We start from the raw sequence: 13,062 nt of genomic DNA, 5'->3' as shown, positions 1-13,062 counted from the left end.
GACCAGAAGCATGACCGCCGGCGCGTCTCCCCGGCCGGTCGGGTCGGCCTTCCTGATCGGTTACGCCGTCGCCTATATCGGCGCCTTCATCGGCGTCGCGCCCCTGCTTCAGGTGCTCGCGCCCCTCCACGCCGAGCTGATCGACGGCCAGGCCAAGGGACCTCTGCTCAGCCAGGCCCTGTTCTGGGGCTGTATGGCGGCCGGGGTCGGCAATATCATCGGCGGCGCCCTCAGCGACCGGACTCGGTCGCGGCACGGCCGACGGCGACCCTGGATCGTGGTTGGCGCCGTGCTGACGATGGGCAGCTACGCCGCCATCCAGCAGTCCTCGACTCCTCTGGGCCTGGTGTTGGGTCTGGTCTGTTTCCAGCTGACCTTCAATATCCTGCTGGCCCCGCTGATCGCCCTGTTCGCCGACCGCGTGCCGGAAAACCGGCGCAGCGCCATGTCTGCGGTCATGGGCATGGGCTATCCGCTGGCCGCCATGATCGGCTCGGTCGTTATGGCCTGGGGGCCGCAGGACGAGGTCGCGCGCTTCGCCACCCTGGCCGCCGTCGTTCTGGTCGCGACCGTCCCGTTCGCCCTGCTGTCGCGTGAGGATCCCGTGCCGGCCGACCGGGTGCGGGCGCCCTTGTCGGGCTTTTCCTTGCCCAGTCTGCTCCGGCCCTTCGCCGTTCGCGACTTCACCTTGGCCTGGTCGTATCGGTTCCTGGTCGTCACCGGCTATTCGCTGGTGGCCTTCTATCTGCTGTTCTACATCGCCGACGCCATCGGGTTCCCGCGCCTGTTCCCCGGACGCTCTGCCGAGGCCGGTCATTCGCTGCTGACCGCCATCGCCGTGGTCGGCGTGGTCGGCGTCAGCACTATCGTCGCCATGGGCGGCTCGCGGATCACGCGGCGAAAGCCGCTGGCCATCGCGGGCGGGGTGTTGTTGGCCATTGCGGCGGGGGTCATGGCGACCACTCAGGACTGGACGACCGTGGTCGCGGCTTTCGCCCTCTATGGGGTGGGCCAGGGCTGCTATGGCGCCATCGACATCGCCCTGATGACCGATGTGCTTCCCTCGGTCGAGGACCGGGGCAAGGACCTGGGCCTGATCAATCTGGCCGTGACCCTGCCTCAGGCGATCGCCCCCCTGATCGCCCTGGTCCTGCTGGAGACCCTGGGCCTGGACTTCCGCAGCCTGTTCCTGGCCGCCACCGCCTGTTTCGGCGGGGCGACCCTGGCTGTGGCTTCGATCAGGCGGGTGAGGTGACCTCTTCCAGCGGACCCAGACCGGTCTCGGTCCGCGCCAGCCGATAGGTTTTCAACGTCTTCTTCTCATACGGCTTAGCCAGGATGGTCGAGACGGTGCGCAGTTCACCCACCGCCTGATCCCGCTCCAGGGTCAGCAGCACATAGCCCTTGGCCGACTGGTCGCAGAACTAGATCTCGGGATTGGCGGCCTGAAGCGCCAGGCCCAGCGGCAAGCCGGCCACCAGATCGCCCGGCGAAGGGCTTGAGACGGAAGAGGTTCCGAATTCGACCGCCCGACGCTGGCCGCCGTTGTCGTGCAGTTCGTTGACCCAGAAGGCATGGCTGTCGCCGGCCAAGACAATGGGTTCGACCCCGGCCTGTTTCATCGTCTCATACAGGCGCTCGCGCCCGGCCGGATATCCGTCCCAGCTGTCGAGGTTGAACGGCAGGCCCAGCTTGAACAGCTGGATCGCAGCCTGCACCTGGGGCTGGTACTCGGCGGGCAGGCCGGCGATCATCTGAGCCAGCTGGGCCGGCGGGACCATTTCTTCGATATTCGGTCCCTTGACCCGGGCCATCACGACCTGGTTGCCCAGGATTTGCCACGGACGACCTGCGGCCTTGGATTGGCTCATAGCCTCACCCAGCCAGCGCCTTTGGTCCGCGCCCAAAAGGTCGCGCGACGGATCCTGGCGTTGGGCCTCGAAGGCGGCGAGGTCGGGACGGCCGTCGGCGGCCTTGGGGATATTGGCGAAATCCATCTGCTCGGCGCGGGCCAGAAGACGTGTCTCCACCATATGCAGGCTGGCCAGGTCGCCGAAGTGGAAGCTGCGGTTGATCGCCTCCTTCAGGCCGCCGGCCTTGGCCTCGCGGATCGGCATCCATTCGTAATAGGCGCGCATGGCCGCGGCCTTGCGCGTCGCGAAGTCGCCTTCGGTCGCCGACTGATGGTTCTCGGCCCCCAGCATCCAGGCGTCGTTGGCGACCTCGTGGTCGTCCCAGACGCAGATGAAGGCGGCGCGGGCGTGGGCGGCCTGCAGATCGGGGTCGGTCTTGTACTGGGCGTGGCGCGTCCGATAGTCAGCCAGACTGACGATCTCATGCGGGGGCAGCGGCGCCCGGTTCAGGGCTGCGCCGGTGGTCATGCCATAGTCGTCGGCCGCAGCGCCGTATTCGTAGATGTAGTCGCCCAGGTGGACGACCGCGTCCAGCCGCTCCAGTTGCGAGATCGCCTCATAGGCGTTGAACAATCCGCCGGGATAGAGTTGGCAGGACACGACCGCCAGGTTCACTTGAGGCGTGGCGTTCGCAGCCAAGGTGCGGACCCGCCCGACCGGCGAGGTCACGCCATTGGCGATGAAACGGTAGAAATATTCGCGGCCTGGCTCCAGGCCCTGGCCGTCCAGATCGTGTTTGACGGTGAAGTCGCGCTCGGCCAGGGCGCTCAGGCCCGTCGAACGACGGACCGTGGCGCTGAAGCTCGCGTCATGAGCCACCTCCAGCACCACGGCGATCTCCCCGACCGACGGATCGGTTGGGGTGACGCGCGTCCAGAAGACCGCCGAATGCTGATCCGGATCGCCGCTGGCCACCCCATGAAGGAAGGCGACCTGACCGGTGTGGGCGGCCTGGGCGGCGACGGCGGGCGTCGCCGCCCCCGCGCCGAGCAGTCCCAGAAGGCTGCGGCGATCCAGAGTCATGGTTCGATCCTTACAGTTTCAGCTTGAACACCAGGCCGTACGCCGCCGGACGACCGGCGATGAAGGTCGGCATGCCCAGGGCGTCGCCGGTGTTGCCGGCGTCCTTGATATATTCCTCGTCCAGCACGTTCTCGCCGAAGGCCTCGACGCCCCAGTTCCCGCCTTCCGGGGTGTAGCGGACCCGCAGGTTCAGCAGGCCATAGGCGTCCTGGTATTCGTCCTGGACCAGGTCGGCGACGATATTGCTGGTCTGCAGGGCCGGGATGTCGTTGTCGTCGTCGAAGAAGACCTTGGACTGCCAGGTATAGGTCGGCTGGACCTCGATCTCGCCGCCGGCGACCGGCAGGCGCCAGGTCGCGCCGATCGAGGCGGCGTTGTCCGGCGACAGGCGGAACTGGTTGCCTTCGTAGATGCCGTTCTCGAAGCGCGAGTGGTTGTAGGCATAGGTGGCGAACAGATCGAGCATCGACGCCACGGCGAAGTTCGCCTGACCCTCGAAGCCGTAGGACTTGGCCTCGCCCGCGTTAGTCGTGATCGTCTGCGTGCCTTCCTGGATCGTCGTCTGGAAGTTTTCGTAGTTGTACAGGAAGACCGCGCCATCAACGCGCAGCCGTCCGTCCAGCAGGGCCGACTTGGCCCCGATCTCGTAGCTGTCGACCGTCTCGGCGTCGACCGGGCTGAAGGTCGGCGCTCCGCCGGGAGCGGACGGGCCCGAGGCGCTGATCACTTCCGGGCGACGGCCACGCGCATAGTTGGCGTAGACATTGGTGTCGTCTGTCAGTTCGTAGCGGGCCGTCACCCGCCAGGTCACGCCGTCGTCTTCCGAGTCATAGTAGGAGAAGTCGCCGTTGTTGGCGGTCGGCTGCGACGTCAGGCCGAACAGCGGTAAGGCGCTGGCCGGCAGGCTGGCGAAGGCCGGGCTCGCCATGGCCGACAGGAAGGCCGGCAACTGGGCCGCCGGGATCGCGCCGGCCTGGATCGCCAGCAGGGCGCCCAGGGCAGAGCGGCTCTCGACCGAGCTGGCGTAGCCCGTCGTCTTGTCGTCGCGGGTGTAGCGCACCCCGGCCGACATCTCGAACCGGTCGGTGAAGGCGTAGGTGGCGTCGGCGAAGACGTCATAGGACGTCAGCTCCGAGCTGTTGATCGGGGTCTCGATATGGTTCGAGTCCAGATTGGCGGTGATCGGCGTGGCCAGGGCGCCGGCGCCCAGCGGGGTCAACAGCGAGGCGAGGATGCTGCGCGCCACGGTCGGATAGGCCGAGACCGGCAGGGTGTTGTCGCCGACCGTCGTCGGCGATCCGTCCAGCAGGCCGGACAGTTGCGCCAGGGCTGCGGCTTCGTTCCACTGGGTCGGCGTGCGCTGATAGCCTTCCTCATGGAACCAGCCGGCGCCGACGAAGCCCGTCAGGCGGCCGCCGTTGTCGAAGCCCAAGCGCAGGTCCTGGCTCCATTGCTCGCCATGGGTCTCTTCCGCCGCCGTCAGGATCGGCAGGGAGACGCCGTCCGCGTCGAAGGTCTCGTAGTTGTCGAACTCGCGATAGGCGGTGGTCGAGTTCAGGCTCCAGGCCGCGTTCAGGTCGATCCGCGCCAGACCGGTCACGCCCCAGACTTCGCGGCTCAGGCCCAGGGTCTTGCCGCCGTCGAAGTCGGCGCCCGGCGTCAGGGCCGCGCCCTCCCAGGGCTCTTTGCCGCCCAGAACGGCGCCGGTGGTCGGATTGGCGGGCTCATAGGCCATGGACTTGAACGAGGTGCCCGAAGCGTTGTCGTTCTGATAGTTGCCGATCACGTCGAACCGCATGGCGTCCGACGGCGCCCAGGCGCCCGACAGGCGCACGGCCTTGGTCTCGATGGCGTTGTAGTCCTCGCCGCCCAGCAGGTTCTCGACCGAACCGCCGCGCGTCTTCAGGCGGGTGGCGACGCGCAGGCCGGCCGTCTCGCCGACGGGCAGGTTCAGCGCGCCCTCGACCATCCGGTAGTCTTCGTTGCCGGCCTCGATATTGGCGTAGGCTTCGGTCTCGCCGGGCTGGGCGCGGTTCTGGACCAGGTTCACCGCGCCGATCAGGGCGCCGCGGCCGTACAGGGTCGACTGCGGACCCTTGGCGATTTCGACCCGCTCCAGATCGAACAGTTCGACATAGGAGCCGCGCGACTTGGAGATCGACACGCCGTCCTGGAACACTGACACGCGGGCCTCGGCCGTGGCGGCGCCCGAGTCGGAGGTGATGCCGCGCATCACGAAGCCCGGGTTGTTGGGCGACTGGTTCTGCACCAGGAAACCGGGCACGAAGGCCGACAGCTGTTCAAACTCCTGAATGCCCAGGTCTTCCAGGAACTGGCCGGAATAGGCGGTCAGGGCGAACGGCACCTCGATCGTCTTCTGTTCGCGCAACTGGGCCGTGACGATGATCTCGTCGAGGCTCGCCGGCTCCGTCGTCTGGGCCTGCACCCCGTGCGCCGCCGCCATCGCGCCGGTCATCGCCGCCGCAGCCATAAGCCGCGTCTTGAATTCATTCGCCATCGTGTTTTCCCCCAGCTTGGCCTGAACGGCGATCAGTAACCGGCGGCGATGTCGTTGAGACGACGCTGGGAATGCTGATGGATGACGTTGAGGCGGCGGATGAAAGACATTCCAGCCGTGTACGTTTCATTAACCGCCGAGGCCTCTGACGGTGGTTCAGGCTTTCGGCGCGGCTGTTGAGCCTCTCGGGGCAAAGCCGAAATCGACCATGCTCTGCCGGGGCAGTTCGGCTTCGCCGGCTGTGGAGCGGATCAGCAGTTCGGCGGCCACGGCGCTCATTTCGGCGATCGGCTGGATGACGGCGGTCATGTCGGCGAACCGGGCCAGGGGCGTGTTGTCGAAACTGATGACCGAAAGGTCTGCGGGCGCCGACAAGCCATGCCGTTTGGCCGTGCGCAGGGCCGCGTGGGCCATGCGGTCGTTGCTGGCCAGGACGGCCGTGGGCCGCGACGGCAGGGCCAGAAGCGCCTCCATGGCGGCCACGCCCGACTCATAGGAGAAATCTCCCCGCGCGATCAGGGTTTCGTCCAGCCCATGGGCCGAGGCTCCCATGGCCTGCCGATAGCCGTCCAGTCGCGCACCGCTGACGGCGTATTCCTCGCTGCCGGTGATGAATCCCACACGGACATGGCCCAGGCCCAGCAGGTGATCGACGGCGAAGGCGGACGCCTTGGCGTCGTCCATCGACACGGCGAACCCGTCTCCCTCGGCGATGGAGGCGATGCGGGCGAAGGGCAGGCCCAGCCGGCTCAACAGGCCGGTGATAGCGGGGTTTTCGCTGTGCGGCGGGGTCAGGATGACACCGTCGGGGTGCAAGGCCGCAATCGCCCCGCGCACGGCGGCGTCGACATGATCGGAATGGGTGTCGACCAGTTCGAAGATCATCCGATAGCCGTGGGCCTCACACTTCAGCATGCCGCCCATCAGCATCTGATCGACCCAGTCGGTGCCTTCGCCGGACTTCCAGCCCTCGATGGTCCGGTCCCGATCGTTCAGCGCCATCAGCAGATAGGAGCGTGACCCCCCCATTCGCCGCGCCGCCAGACTGGGGACATAGCCCAGCTTGGCCACGGCGGCGCGCACTCGCTCCTGCACCACGGGGCGAACGTTCGGCTCGTTGTTGATGACCCGCGACACGGTCTGCAGGGAAACGCCCGCCTCAGCGGCGACGTGTTTGATGGTGACGGCGCGGCGCAAACTCTGATCCCTTATCCCCGCCGTCATTGTGTCAGGCTTGGCCGCGCCAAGGCAAGCGCGCCGATGTCAGGCCGGCACGGCCAATGGCGCGGGCAGGTCTACGGAGGGGGCCGGACAATGGGTGTCGATGAAGGCCTGGTGCGTCGGCAGATCGGCGACGAAGGCGTTCAGAATATCGGCGGCCCGGTCCATCTCGTCGGTCAGGCCGGCGAAATCGATCCGGTCCACCAGCGGCGGATAGGACCTCGGCCGTACGCCCATCCCATCCATCACTGCGTACCAGCTGACATTGCGGAACAGCGGATCCAGCGCCTCGACCAGGCTGCCGTTGGCGCGGAAGACCTCCAGCTTGTGCTGCAGCCCCTCGGGCAGGACCATGTCCCGGCATTGCCGCCAGAAGGCCGTGTCGTCTCGCCGCGTCAGGGCGTAGTGCAGGATGATGAAGTCGCGGATCTCCTCGTAATCCACGGTCATCCGCCGATTGTACTCGGCCGCCAGGTTCGGATCGCAGTCCAGGTCCGGCATCAGGCGGAACAGGAAGTCCATGCCGCGATAGATCAGGTGGATGGCCGTCGATTCCAGCGGCTCGATGAATCCGCTCGCCAGGCCCAGCGACAGGACGTTCTTGTCCCAGATCTTCTCGCGCACCCCGGTCTTGAACGGGACCACCATCGGATTGACCACCGGCCGCCCTTCGACCTGCTCCAACAGGCGCGCCGTCGCCTCGTCGTCGGACATATAGCGGCTGCAGAAGACATGGCCGTTCCCGGTCCGGTGTTGCAGCGGAATCCGCCAGCGCCAGCCGCAATCCTGGGCCTGGGCCAATGTATAGGGCTTGGGCGGGCCCACATTCTCGGTCTGGACTGCAATGGCCCGGTCGCACATCAGCCATTCGGACCAGTCCGTATAGCCGACGCCCAGGGTCTTGCCGATCAGCAGGGACCGGAAGCCGGTGCAGTCGATGAAGAAGTCCGCCTCGACCGTCTGGCCCGACTTCAGCTTCAGGCCGCTGACGAAGCCGTCGGGCCGCGTCATCACATCCTCGACGATCCCTTCGGTGCGTTTGACGCCCCGCGCCTCGGCGAAGTCGCGCAGATAGCGGGCGACCCGTTTCGCGTCGACGTGAACCGCGTAGACGGCGCCGCCGATGGGGGTGCGCTGGGCCTTGAACGGCAGCATGAACCGGCCCTGGGCCGCCATCCGGGCCGAGGCGGCGAAGTCCATCAGCGGGCGGTCATAGCCGTGCATCCGCGCTTTCAGCCAGACCGGATAGAAGTCGCTGACGTCCACCGGAACCCCGATGGCGCCGAACGGGTGGAAATAGCTTTCGCCCTTCTGCGTCCAGTCTTCGAACTGGATGCCCAGCTTGAAACTGGCCTGGGTCTTCTGGATGAAGTCGCGTTCGTCGACGCCAAGCTTGGCCAGCAGTTCCAGGAAGGGCGGCACGGTCGATTCACCGACGCCGATCGTGCCGATGTCGTCGGATTCGACCAGTTCGATCTCGGCCATCCGCCCCTTGAAATGCTCGGCCATCAAGGCGGCGGCGATCCAGCCGGCGGTTCCCCCGCCGACGATGCAGATCTTCTTCAGGGGGCGGCGGGGCTGGTCCATGTCGGGTCTCATGCGGCAGAGGCGGCGGGATCGAGCCCGGCCAGGAATTGGGCGTGATTGGGGGTGCGGGCGACCAGGTCGGCGATATTGGCGCGCATCTCCGCCAGGCTGCGCGCCAGATAGGCGGGGTCCATGGCATCGACCGCCGGATCATGGCCGTCGGGATACAGGCCGAAGCCGTCATAGATGGCCAGCCAGCTGGCCGGGTGGAACATCTCCCAACGATAGCGGACGAACTGGCCTCGCGCGGTCCACAGGGCGATCTTGCGCTCCAGCGTCTCGGGGATCGCCATCGCGCGGCAGTCGCGCCAGAAGTCGGTGTCGGTTCGCCGGTTCAGCTTGTAGTGCAGGATGATGAAGTCGCGGACCCGCTCCATCTCGCGCGCCGTCTGATCATTGAACTCGTCCAGGATGGGCTGGGCGAAGCGGCGGTCGGGAAACAGGGCCTTCAGCCGTTCGATCCCGGTCTCGATCAAGGCGATGCTGGTGCTCTCCAGCGGCTCCAGGAAGCCCGCCGACAGGCCGATGGCGACGCAGTTCTTGGCCCAGGCCTGGGTGCGACGGCCGGGGCGGAACGGAATGCGGCGCGGCTCCGTCAACGGATCGCCCAGCAGATGAGGCATGAGCTCGGCCAGGGCCTGATCGTCGCTCAGATGGGCGCTGGAAAAGACCAGTCCGTTGCCGGCCCGGTGCCGCAGCGGGATGCCCCACTGCCATCCGGCCGAGCGGGCGGTGACGCGGGTGAAGGGCGCCGGCGCGTCGCCGGGCCGGTTCTCGCTCTGCACCGCATAGGCGGCGTCGCACGGAAGCCAGCGGCCCCAGTCCTCGAACCCCACCCCCAGCGCCTCGCCGATCACCAGCCCCTTGAAGCCCGAACAGTCGACGAACAGATCGCCCTCGACCTCGCGCCCGTCGTCCAGGGTCAGGGCGCGCACGAACCCGTCATCGGGCCGCAATTCGACCGAGCGGATCCGCGCATCGATCCGGGCGCAGCCGCCCGCCTCGGCATAGGCGCGCAGATGCTGGGCGAACAGGCCGGCGTCCAGATGCAGGGCCCAGTCGAACACCGACAGCGACGACGGCGGATTGGGCGAGGGGAGGGTGAACTTGCCGCCGGCGGCCAGCGCCGCCCCCAGCGAATAGGCCGCCAGCGGCGCGGTCTCGCCCGCGCGGTGCTGTTTCAGCCAGTAATGATGAAACCCGATCCCCTTCACGTCCTGCCCGTATAGGCCGAAGGGGTGGATGAAGTCCGAGCCCGGCCCGGACCAGTCGATGAAACGAATGCCCAGTTTGCACGTCGCCTGGGTGGCGCGCATCACGTCGTCGTCGCGCAGCCCCAGCTGCCCATAGAACCGACGGATGGTGGGAATGGTCGCCTCGCCCACGCCGATCGTGCCGATGTCCGAGGACTCGACCACCGTGATCTTCAGCGGGGTGGTGCGGAAATGCTGAACCAGGGCCGCAGCCGTCATCCAGCCGGCGGTGCCGCCGCCCACGATGACGACGGAACGGATGCGAGGATCGTCGATCTCATCCATGGCTCGGTACCAATACGCGAAAAAAGAGGCCGGCGACACGAATGCCGCCGGCCAGTCGGCTCAGGAAAGAGATCAGAAGCGAGCGCGCACGCCGATGGTGTAACGCGGCTCGAACTCGTTGCGGGCCTGGAACTGTTTCGCGCCGTCCTTGAACTCGAGGTAGTATTCCTCGATCTCGCCCATGACGTTCGATCCGTTGGCGTAGATCGTCACCATGTCGCTGACGTCATAGGTCACGTTAACGTCCACGTATTGCGACGTGTCTTGGTAGATCGGGATGAACACAGGCAGGTTGTTGCGAGTTGTGCCCATGGTTCCACTTAGGCGAGGCGTTCTATAATTCCAGGCGACCCGAGCTTGGAGCTTCTCGCCTTGATACCAAACCGCAGCGTTCAGCGAATGTTCGGAATTGTCCGGGAACGGCAGTTCTCTGCCGTCTAGTCCGAAGTCGTTCGATGTGCTGTCGGAGTAGGTGTAGCTCCCGTCGAAACCAAAGTCTGACCAGATCGGTGTGTCGATGAAGTCGGACAAGCCGATCTTAGCCCCCAGTTCCACGCCCTGAAGCTGCCCGCCTTCACCCTGCACCGGGCGGTTGACGTCCACCAAACGACGGATGACGCCATCGCCGTCGGCATAGGATCCGCTTTGCGGAACCGTACGACGCGTGACGAAGCTTTCGATGTCCAGGCGGAAGATCGCCGCGTTAAACATCGTCGCGGGCCCGTGGTAATATTCCAGGGCGAGGTCGTAGTTTGTGGACCGCCAGGGGTTCAGCTCCACCGTTCCGCCCAGCGTCGCGCCCGTGACGCGGCGAACGCCGACGGGAGGACGGGTGGGATCGGGTGCTTCGCCCGGTTGCAATTCCGGCGTATCCGCCGTCGAAATCGTGACGCCACCGCCGTAGTTGCCCAGATCCAACGGGATCATGGTCTTGGCGTAGGCGGCGCGCAGCTTCAGCTTGTCGGTGAAATCGTAGGTCAGGTTCGCTGTCGGCAGCCAGTCGTCGTAGCTGCGGCTGGAGATGCTGTCGCCGACGTCGTTGTTGGTGTCGCCATAGGCGCGGGTTTCGCCGGTCAGGTTCTGACGCGCCCGCAGTTCCGTACGGACATAGCGAACGCCCACATCACCGTGCAACTGCCCGAACTCGATAGCTCCATTCAGATAGGCGCTGTCCTCATAGAGATCGACGTCATAGGAGTTGCCGGGAATGATCACGTCATAGGCGTTTCCGAACACGCGCTCCTGGAAGGCGCGAGGATCGTCGAAGTCCCGGGGGTCCGCCACCCACACGCCAGGAATGCCCGACGTTACCGAGCCGAAGTCGGTCAGGAAGTAGGTGTTGTTGTTCTCCCGCAGCAGCGTCGGCCGGTTGACCGTATAGCCTTGGAAGCAGGTCGGGGCATTGGCGACCGCGCCATTGGCGCACGAACTGGGCGTCGCAGCCACCGGCAGGGCGGCGTTGAAGCCAGGGTTGGAGACGTACTCACCCGCCTGGCACTGCGATTGGTCCATCACGACGTCGATGGCCTTCCACTGGGCCGAGCAGCCCGCTGGATTGCCTTCGCCCTGCCCGGCGTAGAAGTCCGAGAACAGGTGGAAACTGGTGATCGACACTTCGCGCGCGCTGTGGCGGACGCCGGCGTCGACGCGGGTCAGGAAGCCAAAGGCCGGCGCTTGCTGGAACTCATACGAACCGTCGAAGCGGACGACGGTCAGATCGGAGTTGTTGCGCTGGTTGCTTTCCGACGAATAGGCGCCGACCGTGTAGGAGTCGAGGTTCGACATATACTGGCTCAGCGGAACATTGCCGAGCCCGCCGACGATGTTGTTCTCAAAACCGCTCCAGGCCAACTTCGAGCCGCCGGTGTCGATGTGCAACTGCGGATCCGCTCCGTAGCCAAACGGGTTGGGGCTGATGTAGCGACCGCCCTCGCTGCCGACCACGCCGTTGGAATAGCGCGACGCCGGATACATGGCGGCGATGGAGGCCGGATAGAAGGTGCCGCGGGTCCGGTCGGCGCCCTGACGGAACAGGGTGAAGGCGCGGTCCGGTCCGTACTCCCAATTCGACAGGTCTCCCTGCACTTGGCCGTTCATGCTCAACATAGACGCTTCGGCCTTGATGGCCCGGGCGTTGAAGGTGAAGGGGCCGCCCTTGTCGTAGTCCAGCTCCAGGTTGAAGTTCTTGGACTCGTTGTTGGTGACCCGGTTCACGGTGAAGGAGTTCACCCACCAGGCGTCGACGTCGTATTCTTCAACATCCAGCCAGCCCAGACCGGTGTCGGTCGACTCGGTCGGCGTCAGCCAGCCCAGGCCGCTCCAGCGGTTGGAGACGTTCAGGCCCGCAGCGCGGTTATACTCGTCTTGTTTGGTATAGAAGGCCTCTGCCGTCAGGCGGATGCCGTCCTCGATGTCGAACTGGAAGGCGGCGTTCAGGCCGATCCGCTCGCGTTCCACCACGCGGTTGAACATCTCGTAGCCGTGGGGAGCGAACCAAGCGTTGCCCGAACCGCCCCAGTCGTTGCTGCCGAGCAAGCTGCCTGCCGAACCGGCGTAGTTGTTGCCCAGGTTCGAGTTGCTCATGACGCCCGAGATCATTGCGCCCATCCGATCGCCGCGCCAGTTCAGCAGGCCGTTGATCAGATAGTCGTCCTGACGGGTGCGTTCCCCGGTCTGGTATTCGGCGGCGCCTGTGACGGTCGTGCCGTAGCTGAAGTCCATCGGGCGACGGGTGCGCAGATCGATAGTGCCCGAGATGCCCGACAAGGCGTTCGACACGTCCTGCGACTTGAAGACAACGATCGAGCTCATCAACTGCGAGGGCACGTCGTTGAGGTTCGGCTGGGCGCCGCCGAGATTGCCGGGGCTCAGATATTGCTCGCCGTTCAACAGGGTCACGACCTGCGGCAGGCCGCGGATGTTGACGGTCGAGCCCTCGCCGGCGGTGCGTCGGATCTGAATGCCCGCGATGCGTTGCAGGGCGTCGGCGACGGTGACGTCAGGCAGTTTGCCGATGTCTTCCGCCGAGATGGCGTCGACGATGGCGGTTTCGTTGCGCTTGACGTTGATCGACTGGGTCTGTGACGCCCGGATGCCGGTGACGACGATTTCGCCGACCTCGGTCGCGTCTTGCGGCGCCGGGATCGGCGCCTGTTCTACGGTCTGGGCCCCCGTTTGGGCATAGGCCGGCGCGACAAGCGCCGAACTGGCCATCAGGGCCGCCAGCATGGGCCTCTTGTGGATTCTCATCTCGTTCTCCCTC

8 protein-coding genes are annotated in these 13,062 nt (G+C 66.0%); 1 reads left to right on the top strand and 7 read right to left on the bottom strand.

The genetic code is table 11. The features are described 5' to 3' along the window. Positions 1 to 10: 10 nt before the first annotated feature. Positions 11 to 1,255: an MFS transporter gene (locus tag PKE72_RS04990; protein ID WP_271164280.1), complete on the top strand. Its 1,245-nt coding sequence runs from the start codon at positions 11 to 13 to the stop codon at positions 1,253 to 1,255. Here PKE72_RS04990 and PKE72_RS04985 read toward each other — a convergent pair. From PKE72_RS04985 to PKE72_RS04955, 7 genes are all read right to left on the bottom strand, one after another. Continuing rightward, the gene (locus tag PKE72_RS04985; protein ID WP_271164279.1) at positions 1,239 to 1,397 is read right to left on the bottom strand and encodes a hypothetical protein; all 159 of its coding nucleotides are present in this window, start codon (positions 1,395 to 1,397) and stop codon (positions 1,239 to 1,241) included. The two genes, PKE72_RS04990 and PKE72_RS04985, sit on opposite strands and share 17 nt — an antisense overlap. A 27-nt stretch (positions 1,398 to 1,424) precedes the next feature. Next, the gene (locus PKE72_RS04980) at positions 1,425 to 2,936 is read right to left on the bottom strand and encodes an alkaline phosphatase D family protein (protein ID WP_271164278.1); all 1,512 of its coding nucleotides are present in this window, start codon (positions 2,934 to 2,936) and stop codon (positions 1,425 to 1,427) included. A 10-nt stretch (positions 2,937 to 2,946) separates the two neighbouring features. After that, complete coding sequence (locus PKE72_RS04975) at positions 2,947 to 5,454, bottom strand: TonB-dependent receptor (RefSeq protein WP_271164277.1); 2,508 nt, start codon at positions 5,452 to 5,454, stop codon at positions 2,947 to 2,949. A 156-nt stretch (positions 5,455 to 5,610) separates the two neighbouring features. Then, positions 5,611 to 6,651 carry a LacI family DNA-binding transcriptional regulator gene (locus PKE72_RS04970; protein ID WP_271164276.1) on the bottom strand — a complete coding sequence of 347 codons (1,041 nt, stop codon included), beginning with the start codon at positions 6,649 to 6,651 and terminating at the stop codon, positions 5,611 to 5,613. A gap of 66 nt (positions 6,652 to 6,717) precedes the next feature. Further along, positions 6,718 to 8,262, bottom strand: a complete 1,545-nt coding sequence (locus PKE72_RS04965; RefSeq protein ID WP_271164275.1) for a tryptophan halogenase family protein — start codon at positions 8,260 to 8,262, stop codon at positions 6,718 to 6,720. A gap of 8 nt (positions 8,263 to 8,270) precedes the next feature. Continuing rightward, on the bottom strand, positions 8,271 to 9,800 hold the full coding sequence (locus tag PKE72_RS04960; RefSeq protein ID WP_271164274.1) for a tryptophan halogenase family protein: 1,530 nt from the start codon (positions 9,798 to 9,800) through the stop codon (positions 8,271 to 8,273). A gap of 72 nt (positions 9,801 to 9,872) precedes the next feature. Then, positions 9,873 to 13,049, bottom strand: coding sequence for a TonB-dependent receptor (locus PKE72_RS04955; RefSeq protein WP_271164273.1), 3,177 nt, complete (start codon positions 13,047 to 13,049; stop codon positions 9,873 to 9,875). Positions 13,050 to 13,062: the final 13 nt, after the last annotated feature.

The organism is Brevundimonas intermedia, from assembly GCF_027922165.1.
Taxonomy (GTDB): domain Bacteria; phylum Pseudomonadota; class Alphaproteobacteria; order Caulobacterales; family Caulobacteraceae; genus Brevundimonas; species Brevundimonas intermedia.
Note: the sequence above shows the minus strand (reverse complement) of the source record. Positions and strands in the feature narration are given on the sequence as shown.